The organism is Hydrogenophaga intermedia, from assembly GCF_000723405.1.
Lineage (GTDB): Bacteria > Pseudomonadota > Gammaproteobacteria > Burkholderiales > Burkholderiaceae_C > Hydrogenophaga > Hydrogenophaga intermedia.
Genome location: NZ_CCAE010000001.1, coordinates 233,301 through 250,704 on the forward strand (window position 1 = coordinate 233,301; position 17,404 = coordinate 250,704).

At 67.4% G+C, this 17,404-nt stretch carries 22 protein-coding genes and 1 tRNA gene; 7 read left to right on the top strand and 16 right to left on the bottom strand.

Going from position 1 to position 17,404, the window contains the following annotated elements:
* Position 1: 1 nt before the first annotated feature.
* Complete coding sequence (cysM, locus tag BN948_RS01190) at positions 2-904, bottom strand: cysteine synthase CysM (protein ID WP_009517384.1); 903 nt, start codon at positions 902-904, stop codon at positions 2-4.
* 35 nt (positions 905-939) lie between these two features.
* On the opposite strand from cysM, the gene BN948_RS01195 reads away from it, so the two are divergent.
* Positions 940-1,024, top strand: a tRNA-Leu gene (locus BN948_RS01195).
* A gap of 64 nt (positions 1,025-1,088) precedes the next feature.
* Here BN948_RS01195 and BN948_RS01200 read toward each other — a convergent pair.
* Positions 1,089-2,009, bottom strand: a complete 921-nt coding sequence (locus tag BN948_RS01200) for an SDR family oxidoreductase (protein WP_009517383.1) — start codon at positions 2,007-2,009, stop codon at positions 1,089-1,091.
* 85 nt (positions 2,010-2,094) lie between these two features.
* Here BN948_RS01200 and BN948_RS01205 point away from each other — a divergent pair, with 85 nt between their 5' ends.
* On the top strand, positions 2,095-3,126 hold the full coding sequence (locus BN948_RS01205; RefSeq protein ID WP_009517382.1) for a CDP-6-deoxy-delta-3,4-glucoseen reductase: 1,032 nt from the start codon (positions 2,095-2,097) through the stop codon (positions 3,124-3,126).
* A 29-nt stretch (positions 3,127-3,155) separates the two neighbouring features.
* Positions 3,156-4,127, top strand: a complete 972-nt coding sequence (locus BN948_RS01210; RefSeq protein ID WP_009517381.1) for a tripartite tricarboxylate transporter substrate binding protein — start codon at positions 3,156-3,158, stop codon at positions 4,125-4,127.
* 65 nt (positions 4,128-4,192) lie between these two features.
* Here the strand turns inward: BN948_RS01210 and BN948_RS01215 are convergent, their stop codons facing one another.
* Genes BN948_RS01215 through BN948_RS01235 form a run of 5 tightly spaced genes read right to left on the bottom strand, consistent with a single transcriptional unit; the run spans position 4,193 to position 8,233 of the window.
* A complete protein-coding gene (locus BN948_RS01215) occupies positions 4,193-4,789 on the bottom strand; it encodes an SCO family protein (RefSeq protein WP_009517380.1) in 597 nt (198 codons plus the stop codon).
* Positions 4,783-5,685, bottom strand: coding sequence for a heme o synthase (gene cyoE, locus BN948_RS01220; RefSeq protein WP_009517379.1), 903 nt, complete (start codon positions 5,683-5,685; stop codon positions 4,783-4,785). The genes BN948_RS01215 and cyoE overlap by 7 nt, the downstream gene beginning before the upstream one ends.
* On the bottom strand, positions 5,682-6,836 hold the full coding sequence (locus BN948_RS01225; protein ID WP_009517378.1) for a COX15/CtaA family protein: 1,155 nt from the start codon (positions 6,834-6,836) through the stop codon (positions 5,682-5,684). Before BN948_RS01225 ends, cyoE begins: the two co-directional genes overlap by 4 nt.
* A gap of 1 nt (position 6,837) precedes the next feature.
* Positions 6,838-7,515 carry an SCO family protein gene (locus BN948_RS01230; protein ID WP_009517377.1) on the bottom strand — a complete coding sequence of 226 codons (678 nt, stop codon included), beginning with the start codon at positions 7,513-7,515 and terminating at the stop codon, positions 6,838-6,840.
* Complete coding sequence (locus BN948_RS01235; protein ID WP_009517376.1) at positions 7,496-8,233, bottom strand: SURF1 family protein; 738 nt, start codon at positions 8,231-8,233, stop codon at positions 7,496-7,498. The genes BN948_RS01230 and BN948_RS01235 overlap by 20 nt, the downstream gene beginning before the upstream one ends.
* 89 nt (positions 8,234-8,322) lie before the next feature.
* On the opposite strand from BN948_RS01235, the gene BN948_RS01240 reads away from it, so the two are divergent.
* A complete protein-coding gene (locus tag BN948_RS01240; RefSeq protein ID WP_009517375.1) occupies positions 8,323-8,568 on the top strand; it encodes a twin transmembrane helix small protein in 246 nt (81 codons plus the stop codon).
* Positions 8,569-8,644: 76 nt separating this feature from the next.
* Here BN948_RS01240 and BN948_RS01245 read toward each other — a convergent pair whose 3' ends face one another.
* The 7 genes from BN948_RS01245 to BN948_RS01270 form a co-directional block, all read right to left on the bottom strand.
* On the bottom strand, positions 8,645-9,526 hold the full coding sequence (locus BN948_RS01245; RefSeq protein WP_009517374.1) for a cytochrome c oxidase subunit 3: 882 nt from the start codon (positions 9,524-9,526) through the stop codon (positions 8,645-8,647).
* A 64-nt stretch (positions 9,527-9,590) separates the two neighbouring features.
* Positions 9,591-9,791, bottom strand: a complete 201-nt coding sequence (locus BN948_RS01250; RefSeq protein ID WP_009517373.1) for a DUF2970 domain-containing protein — start codon at positions 9,789-9,791, stop codon at positions 9,591-9,593.
* Between the two features lie 5 nt (positions 9,792-9,796).
* Complete coding sequence (locus tag BN948_RS01255; protein ID WP_009517372.1) at positions 9,797-10,396, bottom strand: cytochrome c oxidase assembly protein; 600 nt, start codon at positions 10,394-10,396, stop codon at positions 9,797-9,799.
* 16 nt (positions 10,397-10,412) lie between these two features.
* Entirely contained in the window at positions 10,413-10,523 is a 111-nt protein-coding gene (locus BN948_RS27120; protein ID WP_009517371.1) for a cytochrome oxidase small assembly protein, read from the bottom strand.
* Between the two features lie 19 nt (positions 10,524-10,542).
* Entirely contained in the window at positions 10,543-12,168 is a 1,626-nt protein-coding gene (ctaD, locus tag BN948_RS01260) for a cytochrome c oxidase subunit I (protein WP_009517370.1), read from the bottom strand.
* 39 nt (positions 12,169-12,207) lie between these two features.
* On the bottom strand, positions 12,208-13,485 hold the full coding sequence (gene coxB / locus BN948_RS01265) for a cytochrome c oxidase subunit II (protein ID WP_009517369.1): 1,278 nt from the start codon (positions 13,483-13,485) through the stop codon (positions 12,208-12,210).
* Positions 13,486-13,581: 96 nt separating this feature from the next.
* Positions 13,582-14,493: a class I SAM-dependent methyltransferase gene (locus tag BN948_RS01270; RefSeq protein WP_050980632.1), complete on the bottom strand. Its 912-nt coding sequence runs from the start codon at positions 14,491-14,493 to the stop codon at positions 13,582-13,584.
* Positions 14,494-14,742: 249 nt separating this feature from the next.
* Here BN948_RS01270 and BN948_RS01275 point away from each other — a divergent pair, with 249 nt between their 5' ends.
* The 3 genes from BN948_RS01275 to BN948_RS01285 all read left to right on the top strand — a co-directional run bounded on the left by BN948_RS01275 (position 14,743) and on the right by BN948_RS01285 (position 16,256).
* Entirely contained in the window at positions 14,743-15,282 is a 540-nt protein-coding gene (locus tag BN948_RS01275) for a ComF family protein (protein ID WP_236953868.1), read from the top strand.
* Positions 15,283-15,309: 27 nt separating this feature from the next.
* Entirely contained in the window at positions 15,310-15,783 is a 474-nt protein-coding gene (gene trmL / locus BN948_RS01280; RefSeq protein WP_009517365.1) for a tRNA (uridine(34)/cytosine(34)/5-carboxymethylaminomethyluridine(34)-2'-O)-methyltransferase TrmL, read from the top strand.
* Positions 15,784-15,848: 65 nt separating this feature from the next.
* A complete protein-coding gene (locus tag BN948_RS01285; protein ID WP_035620022.1) occupies positions 15,849-16,256 on the top strand; it encodes a hypothetical protein in 408 nt (135 codons plus the stop codon).
* Positions 16,257-16,265: 9 nt separating this feature from the next.
* Here the strand turns inward: BN948_RS01285 and BN948_RS01290 are convergent, their stop codons facing one another.
* Together BN948_RS01290 and BN948_RS01295 are read right to left on the bottom strand one after the other, a co-directional pair.
* The gene (locus BN948_RS01290; protein WP_009517363.1) at positions 16,266-16,721 is read right to left on the bottom strand and encodes a MaoC family dehydratase; all 456 of its coding nucleotides are present in this window, start codon (positions 16,719-16,721) and stop codon (positions 16,266-16,268) included.
* 56 nt (positions 16,722-16,777) lie between these two features.
* On the bottom strand, positions 16,778-17,386 hold the full coding sequence (locus tag BN948_RS01295; RefSeq protein WP_009517362.1) for a ParA family protein: 609 nt from the start codon (positions 17,384-17,386) through the stop codon (positions 16,778-16,780).
* Between the last annotated feature and the right edge of the window lie 18 nt (positions 17,387-17,404).

Below are 17,404 nucleotides of genomic sequence, written 5' to 3' on the forward strand. Positions count from 1 at the left end.
CTCAGGCGGGGAAGACGCCGGTGGACAAATACCGGTCGCCGCGGTCGCAGACCACGAAGACGATGGTGGCGTTCTCCACCTGGCGCGAGACCTGCAAGGCCGTCCAGAGCGCACCGGCAGCGGAGATGCCGCCGAAGATGCCTTCCTCGCGCGCCATGCGCCGGGCCATGTCCTCGGCATCGGCCTGCGACACGTAGATCATCTCGTCGACCGCCTTGGGGTCGTAGATCTTGGGCAGGTACTCCTCGGGCCACTTGCGGATGCCGGGGATGCGCGAGCCCTCACTGGGCTGCGCGCCGACGATGCGCACGGCCGGGTTCTTTTCCTTGAGAAAGCGCGAGACACCGGTGATGGTGCCGGTGGTGCCCATGGCGCTGACGAAGTGGGTGATGCGCCCGCCGGTCTGTTCCCACAACTCGGGGCCGGTGGTCTCGTAGTGGATGCGCGGATTGTCCGGGTTGGCGAACTGGTCGAGCACGAGGCCCTTGCCCTCGGCCTGCATCTTGTCGGCCAGGTCGCGCGCGGATTCCATGCCACCGCTCTTGGGCGTGAGGATGAGTTCGGCCCCGAAGGCCTTCATGGTCTGGGCGCGCTCGATGGAGAGGTCCTCCGGCATGATGAGCACCATGCGGTAGCCCTTGATCGCCGCGGCCATGGCCAGGGCGATGCCGGTGTTGCCGGAGGTGGCTTCGATCAGCGTGTCGCCGGGCTTGATTTCGCCACGCTCTTCGGCCCGGCGGATCATGGACAGCGCGGGCCGGTCTTTCACCGAACCGGCTGGGTTGTTGCCTTCGAGCTTGGCCAGGATGACGTTGCCGCGCGGGCCGTTCTCGGCAGCGCCGATGCGCTGCAGCGCCACCAGGGGCGTGCGGCCGATGGCATCTTCGATGGTGGGGTATTGCATGGCGCCACTGTGCCATAATCCGCGCCCTTGCTCGGGCCGAAGTGGCGGAATCGGTAGACGCAGCGGATTCAAAATCCGCCGCCGCAAGGTGTGCCGGTTCGAGTCCGGCCTTCGGCACCACCCTGGCAAGACCTTTCACAACAACCCGCCTCGCGCGGGCTTTTTTGTTGGCCCGAGGGCGATCTCAGGCGCGCAGGCCGTCGGCCACGCGGGGGTAGCGCAGCCGCAAGCCCAGTTCGGTCTTCATGCGCTCATTGCGCAGCCGGCGCGATTCGCTCATGAAGCTCAGCAGCACCAGGGGCAACTGGTCGTTCGCGGTGTCGCGCGGCACACGCGGCGGCCGGGGCAGGCCGTAGAGATCGGCCGCGAGGTCGAAGTAATCGCCCATCTTCAGCTCGCTGTCGTCCACCACGTTGACCACGCGCTGCGCTCGGCCGCGCCACAGGGCGAGTGCGCAAGCGCGCGCCAGGTCATCGGCGTGAATGTGGCTGGTGTAAACGTCGTCCTCGGCGCGCAGCACGGGCGTGCCGCGTTGCAGGCGCTCGCGCGGCGTGCCGCCTTCGCGGTCGTTGGCGTAGATGCCGGGGATGCGCAGCACGCTGCTGCGCACGCCCAGGGCGCGGCCGAGCCAGCGCACGCGGTCTTCGGCGTCCACGCGACGCGAGGCGCGTGGCGTGCGCGGTTGCGCGGGCTGGCATTCGCTGGTCCAGGCGCCGTCGCGGTCGCCATAAACGCCGGTGGTAGAGCCGTAGACCAGCGCCAGCGGCGGCGTACGCTGCGCCAGCGCCTGCACCAGCGCGCGCGTGCGTGGGTCGACGCGCCAGTCGGCCATGTCCTGCGAAGGTGGCGGCGCCAGGTGCAGCACGCGCGTGGCCACCCCGGCCAGGCGGCGCAGGCTCCGCGGCTCGTCAAGATTGCCCTGCAGTGGCACGAGCCCGGCCGCACGCAGGGCGGGCGCCCGGTCGGGGGTGGAGGTGAGCGCCAGCAGGCGCGCCCGCCGCCCCGCGCCCAGTGCGCCGGCCGTTCGCAGGCCCACGTCGCCACAGCCCACGATCAGCACCCGTTCACGGCGAAAGCGTGCGGGCAAGGCGCCAAGGAAACTCATGCCAAACGGGTTTTTGCGACAATGCGCGGTTGCTTTGAACGGGGCGCGCCAGTGGAGCGAGCCCCTCGACAGAAAGACGGCGAGTATGACATTCACGATCTCGGTGCAACCCAGCGGGCGCATCTTCACCGCCAACCCCGAAGAGGCCATCCTCGCCGCGGGCATTCGCCAAGGCATCGGCCTGCCCTATGGCTGCAAGGACGGGGCCTGCGGCTCCTGCAAATGCAAGCTGGTGTCGGGCACGGTGGTGCACGGGCCGCACCAGGCCAAGGCCCTGTCGGCCGACGAGGAAGCGGCGGGCTACGTGCTCACCTGCTGCGGCGTGGCGCACACCGACGTGGTCATCGAATCGCGCCAGGTCACCGAGCTCGGCGCCTTCCCCATCAAGAAGATGCCCGCGCGCGTCAACAGCCTCACGCGCGCCTCGCACGACGTGATGGTGCTGCGCCTGCAACTGCCCGCCAGCGACACCTTCCAGTACCGCGCGGGCCAGTACGTGGAGTTCATCCTGCGCGACGGCGACCGCCGCAGCTACTCCATGGCCAACGCGCCACACACGCAGGCCGAGGCCCCGGGGCTGGAGCTGCACCTGCGCCACATGCCCGGCGGCAAGTTCACCGACCAGGTCTTCTCCACCATGAAGGAGAAGGACATCCTGCGTATCGAAGGCCCCTTCGGCAGCTTCTTCCTGCGCGAGGACAGCGACAAGCCCATGGTCCTGCTCGCCTCGGGCACGGGCTTCGCGCCCATCAAGGCCATCGTGGAGCACATGCGCTTCAAGGGCATCACCCGCCCGGCCACGCTGTACTGGGGCGGCCGCCGCCCGGCCGATCTGTACCAGAGCGACTGGATCGAGGCGCAACTGGCCGCCATGCCGAACCTGAAGTACGTGCCCGTGGTGTCCGACGCCTTGCCCGAGGACGCCTGGACCGGCCGCACAGGCTTCGTGCACCACGCCGTGCTGCAGGACCACGCCGACCTCAGCGGCTTCGAGGTCTACGCCTGTGGTGCGCCCATCGTGGTCGAATCGGCCAAGCGCGACTACGTGGCGAAGGCCGGCCTGCCGGAGGAGTTCTTCTTCGCCGACTCGTTCACGAGTGCCGCCGATAAAGTGTGATCATCGCAACCCACAACAGGAGACAAGACATGATTTCCCGCCGCAACGCCTTCGCACTCGCCGCCGCCGGCACCGCCGCGCTCGCCCTGCCCGCTTGGGCGCAGGCCCGCACCACGCGCATCGTGGTGCCCTTCGCGGCCGGCGGTCCCATCGACGTGACCGCGCGCATCCTGGCTGACGCGGTGAAGGACTCGCTGGGCACGGTGATCGTGGAGAACCGCCCGGGCGCGGGCGGCAACATCGGCGTGAGCCAGGTGGCCAAGGCTGCGCCCGATGGCCTCACACTGGGTATTGCCACCACCGCTTCGCACGGCATCAACCCTTGGCTGTTCAAGCAACTGCCGTACGACCCGGCGAAGGATTTCGCGCCGGTCACGCAAATGCTGCGGGTACCCAACGTTCTGGTGATGAACGCCGACGCAGCCAAACGCCTGAACATCAACAGCCTGCCGGACCTGATCCGCTATGGCAAGACCAACCCGGGCAAGCTCAACTACGGCTCGGGCGGCAGCGGCAGCGCCGGCCACTTGGCGGGCGAGCTGTTCAAGAACCAGGCCGGCGTGTTCGCGGTGCACATCCCCTACAACGGCGGCAACCCGGCGCAATTGGGCCTGCTGTCCGGCCAGGTCGATTTCAACTTCGACAACCTGGCCACGGCGGCCGCCAACATCCGCGCGGGCAAGCTCAAGGCCCTGGCCGTCACCACCACGCAGCGCAGCAGCGTGATGCCCGATGTGCCCACGGTGGCCGAGACCCTGCCCGGCTTCGAGATCGACACCTGGTGGGGCCTGGTGGCGCCGGCCGGCACGCCCGCGGACGTGGTGGCCAAGCTCAATGCGGCGTTCACCGCGGCCCTGCAGTCGCAGGATGTGAAGAGCAAGTTCGCCACACTCATGGCCGAGCCCGCGCCAAGCACACCGCAGGCGTTCGGCGACTTCATGAACCGCGAGCGCACCAAGTACGAGCGCATGGTCAAGCTCAGCGGTGCGACCGTGGGCTGAACCGCCGGCATCAATCGCACAAAGGGCGCCCTCGGGCGCCCTTTCTCTTTTAAGAGGACTGCGACTCAGCCCTGCAGAAGTATCTTGAGGTCGTCCGCCAGCGACTGCGCTCCGCTGCCGTAGCGGTGGTACAGGCGGATGCGGCCCTGCGGGTCGTACACGTAGCTGCCGGCGGAATGGTCCATCGTGTAGCTCGTGGGCGTCTTGCCTTCGACTTTCTTGTAGTAGACCTTGAAGCTCTTGGCCACGGCTTCCAGCTCGCCCGGCGCGGCGTACAGCGCCAGGAAGCTCGGGTCGAAGTTCGTCACGTACTGCTTCATCACCTCGGGGGTGTCGCGCTCCGGGTCGACGCTGAGAAAGAGTCCCTGGACACGGTCGCCATCGGGGCCAAGCAGTCGCTTGGCCTCGGCCATCTCCGTCATGGAGGTCGGGCACACGTCGGGGCACTGGGTGAAGCCGAAGAAGATCACCACGGCCTTGCCCTGGAAATCGGCCAGGGTGCGCTTTTGGCCGTTGTGGTCGGTGAGCGAGAAACCGGTGGCGTAGTCGGCACCGGTGATGTCGATGGCCTTGAAGGCCTGTGGCGAATCCGAGCACGCGCTCAGCGCGAGGGCGCTGGCGGCGGCCACGAGCAGGCGGCGGCGCGAGAAGGTGTTCACCATGGCAGGTAGTGGTCGATGAGCAGCGCCGCGAACAGCAGCGACAGGTGGATCAGCGAGAAGCGGAAGGTCTTTCGAGCCAGCGCATCGGAATAGTTCCGCCACAGCGCGAACGCGTAGCCGCAGAAGCCGATGCCCAGCAGCAGCGCGCTCACCAGGTAGAACCAACTGCTCATGCGCAGCATGAAGGGCAGCAGCGTGGCCGCCAGCAGCACGAAGGTGTAGAGCAGGATCTGCAGGCGAGTGAATTCGGAGCCGTGCGTGACCGGCAGCATGGGCAGGCCGGACTTGCGGTAGTCCTCCACGCGGTAGAGCGCCAGCGCCCAGAAGTGCGGGGGCGTCCAGAGGAAGATGATGAGGAACAGGATCAGCGCCTCGGGCGCGACCGTGCCCGTCATCGCGGCCCAGCCCAGCACCGGCGGCATGGCGCCCGAGGCGCCGCCGATCACGATGTTCTGCGGCGTCAGCGGCTTGAGGATGACGGTGTAGACGACCGCATAGCCCACGAACGTGGCGAAGGTGAGCCACATGGTGAGCGGGTTCACCCAGAACCACAGGATGGCCGAGCCGATCGCGCACAGCGCGGCCGAGAACGTGAGCGTCTGCCAGTTGGTGAGCTCGCCCTTGGCCGTGGGGCGCCAGGCGGTGCGCTTCATCTTCGCGTCGATGTGCTGCTCGACCACGCAGTTGAACGCGGCGGCCGCGCCGGCCACCAGCCAGATGCCGAAGCAGGCGATGGCCGCGAGTTGCACTTGCGGCCAGCTCGGCAGCCCTGGCACCGCCAGCACCATGCCAATGAGCGCGCAGAAGACGATGAGCTGGATCACGCGCGGCTTGGTCAACGCATGGAACTGGCGCCAGGTGGAGGGCATGGGCAAGGGATGCGCGTTGGTGCTCATTGCGCGGCCCCTTCAAGGCGCCACTGGGTGGTCGTCGCACGACGCCCGCGCGTGGCCGCGATGGCGCCCGTGAAAGCAATGACCAGTGCGGCAGCGCCGCCGGTGTGGCTGACAGCCGCGAGCAGGGGCCAGTCGAGCACCACGTTGCTCAGCCCCGTCAGGAACTGCCACGCGCACAGTGCGATCAGCACGCGGGCGAAGCGCTCCAGCCCCGGTACGCGCCACAGCGCCCAGGCCAGCGCGAGCAGCACGGCGAAGACAGCGTAGGCCGTGAGGCGATGCACGTAGTGGATGGCCGTGAGCGCCGGGAAGGTGATGGCCTCACCCGCGTGGTTGGCGCCGAGCTCGCGCCAGAGCGTGAAGCCTTCGCTCAGGTTCATGGACGGCCACCAGCTCCCCTGGCAGGTGGGGAAGTCGCGGCAGGCCAGCACGGCGTAATTGGTGCTGACCCAGCCCCCCAGCGCGATCTGCAGCCACACCAGCGCAAAGGCCAGCAGCAGCGCCCAGCGCTGCGCGGTGCCGATGGACACCGGCCCCGCGCTGGCGGGATCGCCCAGACGGTAAGCCACCGACTGCGCCCGCAGCAGCGCCAGCAGCACCAAGCCGCCGAGCAGGTGCAAGGTGACGATGGCGGGGAAGAGCTTCATGGTCACCGTGAGCGCGCCGAAAGCGCCCTGCAGGCAGACCCAGACCAGCGTGACCACGGGCCAGACCCAATGCACGTGCAGGCGCCGGCGCTCGATCCAGCTGCCCACGGCCAGCACGATGATCAGCACCCCCACGCCAGTGGCGAGGTAGCGGTGGATCATCTCAATCCAGGCCTTGGAAAAAGTGACGGGCCCGGTGGGCATGGCCGACTGCGCGGCCGAAATGTCGGCATGCGCGCCGAACGGGCTCGCGGCGCCGTAGCAGCCCGGCCAGTCGGGGCAGCCCAGGCCGGAGTCGGTGAGGCGCGTGAAGGCACCGAAGAGCACCAGGTCGAAGGTGAGGAACAGCGTGACCAGGGTGAGCACGCGCAAGCGCTGCGCGGGGCTGGCCTCGCGGTGCTTGAGCCAGATCCACGCGAGCGGGCCGATCGCGATCACGATGCCCAGCAGCATCATGCGCGTGATCGGCGCGAGATCGACCAGGGATGGGGTGGCGGCGTCCATCTCAGTGTTCCCGACCCGCCTTGTCCCAGGACGATGAGGCACGCAGCAGGCGGTCGAGGTCGCGCTTGGCGCGCGCGGCGTCGATGTCGGCAGGGAAACGCATCATCCAGTGGCCCTGGGGGTCGACCACGTAGAGGTGATCCTCGAGGCGGTGGCCTGCGGCCGGTTTAAGCCATTGGGCCAGCGCCGCGGCATCGACGTGCAGCACCGTGGCCGCCGCCGTGGCCGCGCGCAGCGGCTCACGCAGCTCGGTCGCACCGGTGCGCAGCCAGACCCAGTCGAGGCGGTCCTTCTCGCGACCCAGGGTTTCGCGCAACTGGCGCTGCAGGTACAGGTGTTTCTCGCAGGCGGCATCGCAGGCGCTGTCGGCCACGCTCACCAGCAGCCACTGGCCCTGCAGCGACGCCAGCGGCACCACCCGCCCCTGCGCATCGGTGGCGTCGATCGCGGGCAGCGTCGGCTGCGAAGTGACGAGCTCGCCGTAGTTGCGCCGGCCCTCCGGCCGGATCACGTAATAGGTGAAGTAAGAGGCAATGACGGGCGCCGCGCACACGAGCAGGATGGCGAACATCTTCCAGCGGCCGCTGCGCGTGGCTGCGACGCGCTCGGCGTTGCCGCGATCGGGCGTGGGCAGGCTGTGCACCGTCAGCGTCAGGGGTTCATCGGGCGTCTGGGCCATGGAGGCGGGCGCGTTGGCGGCGGGGTTGAATGATCTGGAACCAGAGGTACAGGCCCGCGACCAGCGCGCACAGCGCGAACCACTGGAAGGCGTAGCCATGGTGCTTCTGCACGTCGGTGGCCGGCAGCGGCCAATGGCGGCGCAAGGGGCCTTCGTCGTCACCCGTTTGCTGCACCGATAGATCCAGCAGCGCGATACCGGTTTCCAGCCGGTAGGTGACAGGGTCGATATTTTGCCGGATGGGCCCGGTACCGGCCTCCCCGAACTGGTAAAGGCGCCCGGGGGGCGGGGCCAAGCGCCCCTGCACGGTCACCTCACCCGAGGGCGTGGCCACCTCAGGCATGCGCAGGCGGTCGTTGAAGTCGCGCGGTACCCAACCGCGCTGCACGAGCACCGCGCGGTCGCTGCCACTCAGGCGCAGCGGCGTGACCAGGAAAAACCCCACGCGACCGTCCATCTGGCGGTTGTCGAGAAAGACGTTGTGTTGCGCGAGCCAATGCCCTTGCAGCCGCACCGGCCGGTACGCGCCCGAGGCCGGGTCGGTCTGCGCGAGCAGCTCGTGGTTGTCCCAGGCGGGCAGCTGGGCGCGTGAACGGATCGACGCCTCCAGCGCGGTCTTCTGCGCCGCGCGGTCCAGTTGCCACAGACCGAGTGAGGCGGTGGCCGCCACGGTCAGCGCGGTCGCCACGCTGGCGACGATGAAACGGGAGCGGCTCATTGGCGCGCGCCTCTGGGGGGCTGCGCGGCGCTCATGCGCCGGCTCCGACGCGGTTGCGTCCGACAGTGTCTCGCGGCAGGGCCCGGATAATGCGAGCCATGAAGTACTTCGTGATCGTGGCTTTCGTGGCCATCATCGGCAGCCTGGCCGCGGCGCTGGTGTTCATGATGCGCGGCGGCGTGCACGACGACAAAGACGGTGAAGCGCCGCGCAAACGCCAGATGGCGCGCGCATTGGCGTTTCGCGTGGGCTTTTCCGTCCTGCTGTTTGTGCTGGTGCTGGTGGCGTATTTCATGGGCTGGATCCAGCCGACCGGGTTGCCGCTGGGGCGCTGAGTGCACCACGTGGGCATCGAAAGAAAAAAGCGCCTCACGGCGCTTTTTTCATGGGGCGAACGTCCCTGGTGGGGCATCACATCCAGTAGACGAGGATGTACAGGCCCAGCCACACCACGTCCACGAAGTGCCAGTACCAGGCCGCGCCTTCGAAGCCGAAGTGGCGCTCGGCGGTGAAGTGGCCCTTGTGCAGGCGCAGCGTGATGAAGAACAGCATCAGCATGCCCACCAGCACGTGGAAACCGTGGAAGCCCGTGAGCATGAAGAAGGTGGAGCCGAAGATACCCGAGCTCAGCTTGAGGTTCAGGTCGGCGTAGGCGTGCGCGTATTCGTAGCCTTGCACGAACAGGAACACGAGGCCGAGCAGCACCGTGACCCACATGAACCCGATGGTCTTGGCGCGTTGGCCAGCCTGCAGGGCGTGGTGAGCGATGGTGAGCGTGACGCCGGAGGTGAGCAGCAGCGCCGTGTTGATCGTGGGAAGCCAGAACGGGCCCATGGTCTGGAACGGCTCGACGATGCCACCCGGCGAAGCGGTGGCACCGGCCTGCATGCTGGGCCAGACAGCCGAGAAGTTGGGCCAGATGAGCGAGTTCTCGAAGCTGCCGAGGTTGGGTAGCGCGTGCGCGCGCGCCCACCACAGGGCGGTGAAGAAGGCGCCGAAGAACATCACCTCGGAGAAGATGAACCAGCTCATGCTCCAGCGGAACGAGAGGTCGATCTTGCGGCCGTACATGCCGGTCTCGCTTTCGTGCACGGCGTCGCGGAACCACTGGAACAGCACGAACAGCCAGAACACCAGGCCGAAGGCCACGGAGTACGCGCCCCACTGCACGCCGTTGACCCATTGGCCGGCGCCAAGGATCACGAAGAAAAGGCCGATGGCGGCCATGACCGGATGGCGCGACGGCCCGGGGACGAAGTAGTACGGCGTGGAGCCATGGGATGCTGCGGACATGCTGCTCACTCCTGTTGTGCTGTCGCTGTCGATTTCAATGAATTCGTTGTTCGGGTCGCCGCCCTCAACCGGCGACCCAGTTCACCAGCGCGATGAGCGCGCCGACGAAGATGAAGGCCATCACGATCCCCACCGCCACCAGATGCAGCGGATTGAGCCGTTTGATGTCCTTTTCGTACTCGGCCCGCTGACGCACGCCGAGAAAGCCCCAGAGCACGGCCTTGACCGTGCTCAGCAGAGAACCGGAACGCGAAGGCTTGGTCATGGCGTTCACGCGCCACCCTGCGCCGATGCGGCAGGGGCCAAGGCGGCCGACTCGGGGGCCGGCGGCGTCTTGCCACCCACCTCGAAGAAGGTGTACGACAACGTGATCGTGTGGACGTCCTTGGGCAGGCGCGGGTCGATCACGAAGGCCACCGGCCACTCCTTCTTCTCACCAGCCGCGAGCGTGTACTGCGTGAAGCAGAAGCACTCGAGCTTGTTGAAGTGCGCCGCCGACTGTTTGGGGGCGTAGCTGGGAATGGCCTGCGCGGCCATGCTGCGGTTCTGGATGTTCTGGAACTCGTACATCACCGTGGTGAGCTCGCCGGGATGAACCTGGAGCGAACGCACCGCGGGCTTGAAGTGCCAGGGGCCGCGCACGTTGGTGTCGAACTCGACCGTGATGGTGCGGCTGAGGTCCACCTGCGTATTGGCGGGCAGCTTGGCCGCGCCGGGGATGCGCGTTTCCGACACCGCCAGCACGTTGATGCCCAGCGCGTCGCAGATGTGGCGGTAAATGGGCACCAGCGCGTAGCCGAACGCGAACATGCCCAGCGCGATCACGCAGAGCTTGCCCACGATCTTGAGGTTTTCCTGGCGCAGACCCATAGCCGGCTCCGACCCTTCAGCCGTTCAAAAGAACAAACTTGGCGACGAAGCCAAAGAAGAACACCGCCGCCACGGAGGCCAGGATCAGGCCCAGGCGGACGTTGCTCTTTTTCTGTTCAGGCGTCATGGCTTGGCGTGCCCGGTGTTCAGCCGATCACCTTGGTGGCGGTGGCGTCGAGCTTGGGCGGGTTCTCGAAGGTGTGGAACGGCGCCGGTGACGGCACTTCCCACTCCAGACCTTCGGCCGCTTCCCAGGGCTTCTGCGAGGCCTTCTCGCCCTTGCCCTGCATGGCGGGGAGCACAACGGCGATGAAGAAGTACACCTGCGCGAGACCGAAGCCGAAGGCGCCGATGGACGCGATCATGTTGAAGTCCGCGAACTGCATCGGGTAGTCAGCGTAGCGGCGGGGCATGCCGGCCAGGCCCAGGAAGTGCATCGGGAAGAAGGTGACGTTGAACGAAATCATCGACCACCAGAAGTGAATCTTGCCGCGCGTTTCGCTGTACATCACGCCCGTCCACTTGGGCAGCCAGTAGTAGATGCCGGCGAACATGGCGAACAGCGAGCCGGCCACCAGCACGTAGTGGAAGTGCGCCACCACGTAGTAGGTGTCCTGCATCTGGATGTCGATCGGCGCGACCGACAGGATCAGGCCGGTGAACCCGCCCATGGTGAACACGAAGATGAAGCCCACGGCCCACAGCATCGGGGTCTCGAAGGTCATCTCACCCTTCCACATGGTCGCGATCCAGTTGAAGATCTTCACGCCCGTGGGCACCGCGATCAGCATCGTGGAGTACATGAAGAAGAGCTGGCCCGTCACCGGCATGCCGGTGGTGAACATGTGGTGCGCCCACACGACGAAGGACAGGATGGCGATGGAACCCGTGGCGTAGACCATGGAGGCGTAGCCGAACAGCTTCTTGCGCGCGAAGGCGGGCACCACCTGGCTCACGATGCCGAAGGCCGGCAGGATCATGATGTAGACCTCGGGGTGGCCGAAGAACCAGAAGATGTGCTGGTACATCACCGGGTCGCCGCCGCCAGCGGGGTTGAAGAAGCTGGTGCCGAAGTGGCGGTCGGTCAGCGTCATGGTGATGGCGCCGGCCAGCACGGGCATCACGGCGATCAGCAGGTAGGCGGTGATGAGCCAGGTCCAGCAGAACATGGACATCTTCATCAGCGTCATGCCGGGCGCGCGCATGTTCAGGATGGTCACGATGATGTTGATCGAGCCCATGATCGACGAGGCGCCCATGATGTGCATCGCGAAGATGCCGGCGTCCATCGACGGGCCCATCTGCAGCGTCAGCGGCGCGTAGAGCGTCCAGCCCGCGGCGGGCGCGCCACCGGGCATGAAGAACGAGCCCACGAGCATGAGGGCCGCGGGAATCAGCAGCCAGAAGCTGAGGTTGTTCATCCGCGCGAAGGCCATGTCGGACGCGCCGATCTGCAGCGGGATCATCCAGTTCGCGAAGCCCACGAAGGCCGGCATGATGGCGCCGAACACCATGATCAGGCCGTGCATGGTGGTGAGCTGGTTGAACAGCTCGGGGTTCACCAGTTGCAGACCGGGCTGGAACAGCTCGGCGCGGATGCCCAGGGCGAGAACGCCCCCGACCATCAGCATGGTGAACGAAAACAGCAGGTACAGGGTACCGATGTCCTTGTGGTTGGTGGCGAACACCCAGCGGCGCCAGCCCGTGGGGGCATGGTGGTCGTGGTCGTGGTCGTGGCCGTGCGCGTCGTGGTGGTCAAGCACTGCACTCATGTCTGTTCCTCAGGTTCTCGATCTCGATGCGCGGGCGGATCACTTACGCGCGGCCTGCACTTCGGCGGGCTGCACGATCTGCTCGGTCTTGTTGCTCCAACTGTTCTTGGCGTAGGTCATCACTGCCGCCAGTTCGGTATCGGACAGCTGCTTCCACGCTGGCATTGCACCGTTGTTCTGGCCATTGAGCAGCACGTGGGTCATCTTGCCCTTGTCGGCGTCGAGCACCACGGGCGAGCCGTCCAGCGCTTTGATGGGACCGGCGCCCTTGCCGTTGGCCTGGTGGCAGGCAGCGCAATTGGCGGCATACACGGATTCGCCGCGCTTGACAAGGTCGGCCAGCGTCCACACTTTGCTCGGATCGTCGGCGGCGGCCGCAATGGCCTTGTACTTCTCGCCCACCCAGGCGGTGTATTCCTCGGCCGACACCACCTTCACGTGGATCGGCATGTAAGCGTGTTCCTTGCCGCACAGCTCGGCGCACTGGCCGTAGAAATCGCCGGTTTTCTCGGCGCGGAACCAGGTGTCGCGCACGAAGCCGGGGATGGCGTCCTGCTTGACGCCGAAGGCCGGCACCATCCAGGCGTGGATCACGTCGTTGGCGGTGGTGATGATGCGGATCTTCTTGCCCACGGGCACCACGAGCGGGTTGTCCACCTTGAGCAGGTAGTCGTCGGTGGCCTCGGGCTTGCCGCTGTTGGACATGACGCGGTGCGAGGTGTCGAGCGTGGAGAGGAAGTCGATGCCCTCGCCTTCGCCTTTGATGTACTCGTAGCCCCACTTCCACTGCATGCCCACCGCCTTGATGGTGAGGTCGGCGTTGGTGGTGTCCTTCTGCGCGACCAACACCTTCGTGGCGGGCAACGCCATGCCGATGACGATCAGCAGGGGGACGATGGTCCAGCCCAGTTCCACCCAGATCGGCTCTGGCAGCGCCTGAGACTTGTGGCCCACCGATTTGCGGTGCTTGACGATCGAATAGAACATGACGCCGAAGACGATCACGAAGATCACGGCGCAGATGCCCATCATGAACCAGTGCAGCCAATGCTGCTCCTCGGCGATCTTGGTGACTGGCGGCGCAAAGTTGAGCTGGTTGACCGCGGGCCCGCCCGGCAGATCATTGACCTTTTGAGCGGCCACCGAGGTCCAGACCCCGGCGCTCAGCAGTGCCAGTCCCGCCGCGTTGCGCGCTGCACGTAGGGCTTGCAGCGTCTTCGTCGTCTTACTCACTTGTTGCGCCTCAAATAGAAATATCGACTGAGCCAGAATGACGCACCATCCGAAGGCGACGCGCCGGCACAGGGAAATGCCCATCGACTCAAACCGCGGGATTGTAGCCGCCGCCATAGGGCCGCCATGCGGCAAGCCGCGAGCCCCACTCGGGTTCTGTCGGGCGCCCGGGCGCGCGGCTCAGCCACGGCGCTGGCGCAACTGATTGCGCAGCGCGTCCAGCGGCACCGTGGTGGCGTCGCCCCGCGCGGGCCGGGGCGCGGCCTTGAAGGCGTGTCCGTAGACGATCTCGATGGTCAGACGCAGGCGGCCATCGGCCGCGCGCGAGCCGTGAGCCTCGATCGCCGCCAGCATGCGCTCGTACCAGGCACGGCCCCGACAGGCCGCGAATCGACCGACCGACAGGTTGCGCCCGAAACCCCGCAGTTCCTCGACGAGGCCCGCCGCGCTGCCATAAGTCAATTCCAGCCGCTCCATGTCCATCACGGGCTCGGCGAAACCGCCGTGCACGAGCATGTCACCCCAGTCGTGCATGTCGGTGAAGTCGTGCGCCGGCGCGGGCCAGCCCTCGGCGGCCCAGACGGCGCGCAACTCCCGCAGGCTGTCCGGCCCCAGGCAGGCGAACATCAGGAAACCGCCGGTGGCGATGTGCGAGTGCCAGCGGGCGATCAGGCGTTGCGGCTGCGGCTCCGCGTGCAGGCCCATGTTGGCCCAGAGCATCTGCACCGGGCGCTGCGGATCGGCGGTGAGCGCCTCCACCCAGCGCGAGCGTCGCAGGGGGTTCCACGAGCGGGGCGCGGGCTCCCGCGTGGCCGCCAGCGTGCCCGCCAGGTCGTGAGACCATACCTGACATTCGGCCTGCGGCAAGGCCGCGCGCAGCCGCGCATGCGCTTGCAGACCGCCGAGCACGGGCTCCCAATGCAACCAACTGGTGGGTGGCTCGCGAAACCATTGCAAGCGCTCCAGCATGCGGCCCGCCACCTCTTCGTGCAGCCACGGGCTGCCCTGGCGCGGCAGGCCCTGCCAGCGAGCGCAGGCCACGGCGTCGAGGCCGGGAACGGCATCGGAGGTGTCGGAAGGGGAAGAATTCAAGGCGGTGGGCCGGCACGAACCGGCCACGGTATCGACAGAGATCGCTCAGTATATTGAGCCCGCATGGGGCGATTCAGCGCGTGGAGCAAGGGCCTGGCGTGGCCCAGTCAATGCCGGGTGTGTGGTCAGTGGCCAGCCAGACCGCTGTGCACCGCCTGCCGCCAACGCTTCGCCCCGGTGCGCCCGCGCTGCCCGCACTGCGCTGCGCCCCTCGATGGCGCGTCGCCCTGCCCCTGCCTGACGCAGCCCGTGGAGCCCGCACTCACCGCCTGCGCGGTGGGGGTGGACTACGCCTACCCCTGGGACCGGCTGATCGCCCGCTTCAAGTTCCAGGGAGAGCCGGGCTGGGCGCAGCCCTTCGCCAAGCTGATGCTCGACGCGCCGGGTGCCATCGCCCTGCTCGACGGCGCCGACTGGATCGCCCCCGTGCCGCTGACGCCGGCTCGCCTGGCCGAACGCGGCCATCACCCGCCCTGGGAACTCGCCAAGGCGATCGCCCGGCTGCATCCACGCCCCCTGAGGGCGGACATCCTGACCCGCTTGAGTGACGGCCCCGCCCAGCACCGGCTGGCCCGCCAGGAGCGCCTGCGCAACCTGCGGGGCGCGTTCACCGCGCCCATCGAGAGCCTGTCGCGGCTGCGCGACGCCCGGGTGCTGCTGGTGGACGACGTGACCACCACCGGCGCCACCCTGGCCGCCGCCGCCCAAGCCCTGCGCGCCGCGGGCGCTGCCCGGGTGGACGCCCTGGTGTTCGCACGCACGCCAGCACCCCGCGAACGGGTGGATTGAGGCCGCCACTATCATGCGCCGCCCACCATGTTCAACGTCGTCCTCGTCCACCCTGAAATTCCGCCGAACACGGGCAACGTGATCCGCCTGTGCGCGAACACTGGCTGCACGCTGCACCTGATCGAGCCGCTGGGCTTTTCCATGGACGACAAGCTGATGCGGCGCGCCGGGCTGGACTACCACGAGTACGCCGACGTGCGCCGCCACGTCGACTGGGTTGCCTTTCTGCAACAGGCCAGCCCCGCGCCGGAGCGGCTGTTCGCCCTGACCACGCGCGGCCAGCGGGGCGTGCACGACATCTCCTGGCAAGCCGGCGACTGGCTGGTGTTTGGCGCCGAATCCTGCGGCCTGCCCCAGGACGTGAGGGAGTCCATCGACCCCGGGCACTGGCTGCGCCTGCCCATGCGGCCGGGTCAGCGCAGCCTGAACCTGTCCAATGCCGTGGCCATCACCGTGTTCGAGGCCTGGCGCCAGAACGGGTTTCAAGGTGGGTTTGCGTGATCCTTATCACACGATGAACCCCTGTGACATCCCCCATTTGGGGCAACTGATCCACCATGCGCCCCATGCAGACCACGATCAGTCCCCATCCCCACCGGCTGACCGCCACCGGCTCCGGCCGGAGTGCGCACCCCGAAGCGGGCGTGGTGCTCGCGTTCATCGCGCGCTGGCTCGGTGGCGCCATCCAGCCGCAGCCGCGCCCGCGACGCACGCCCCACCTGCGTGACATCGTCACCATCCGCCAGCACCTGTTGGGCACCATCGCAGACTGCGTGACTACCGTACCGGCCCTGCGCCTGCGCCGCCAGATCGAACAGGCGCGCAGCCCTCAGGAACTCTGGCTTTTGCGCAATGACGCCTTCCAGATCATCGCCCAGCGCCACAGCCAGCATGTGGCGGCCGAGCGCATCGACGCCCTGCGCCAGCTGTTCGAGGACTGGCTCGACCCCAAGCAGCTCGCCCGCATCCGCTGAGCGTCTGGCTCAGGGGTAGTGGCGCACCAGAGATTCGGCCAGGCAGACCGGCTTCTCGCCGCCTTCCCGCTCGATCGTGACCGCCCAGGTCATCTGCCGCCCACCGTTGTCGATGGGCTCGCAGGCCTGCAGAGTCATGTGCGCGCGCAGGCGGCTACCCACCGGCACCGGCGACGTGAAGCGCACCCGGTTCAGCCCGTAGTTCACCCCCATACGCGAGGCGCGCACCTGCATCGCCGACGCGAAGAACACCGGCAGCAGCGACAGCGTTAGGAAGCCGTGCGCGATCGGCGCGCCGAACGGCCCCGCCTCGGCCCGCTCCACGTCCACATGGATCCATTGGTGGTCCCCGGTGGCTTCGGCGAAGCGGTTCACCTGCTCCTGCGTGATGGTGACCCAGTCGCTGGTGGCCACCGCCTGGCCCACCAAGGCGTCGATTTCTTCAAGGGTGTCGAACGTGCGCATCGGCGCACTCTACAAAGCTCCGCCCCGACGCCATGTCGGGCGCGCGACAAGGCGACTCAGTGATCCAGCCACTGGCAGATGCCTTGCCACTGCAGCAGGTCCTTCTCCACGCGCCAGGGCGCCACGTCGAATAACGTGAGGCCGCGCGCCGCAAGATGGATGTAGTTCTGCGTGTCGCGCAGGTAACCCAGCACCGGCAGATCCAGCCCGGCCACGAACTCGGCCAGCTTGTCGGCCGCGATGGTGCGCGGATCGACCCGCATGCCCACGATGCCCACGGCGGCGCGGCGCGTCTCGGTCAGTTCATCGAGGAAGTCGCGCGTGGCGTAGATGTCGAAGATGCTGGGCTGCAGGGGCACGATGACCTTGTTGGCCATCTTCAGCACGTCCTTGAAGCGCTTGCCGTGCAGGCCGGCGGGCGTGTCCAGCACCACGTGGGTGACGTCCTTGGGCGGGCGCGCGATCTGGTCGTGCGAAATTTCCCAGGTCTGGATAGGCCGCGCCGTGGGCGGGCGCAGACGCAGCCACAGGGCCGAGGACTGCTGGCGGTCCGCGTCGCCGAGCATGACGCCGTGGCCCTGGCTGGCGAAGTAACCGGCCACATTGGTCGACAGCGTGGTCTTGCCGACGCCCCCCTTCGGATTTGCAACCACCACGATCGGCATGTCGTCTCCTTGAGTTCG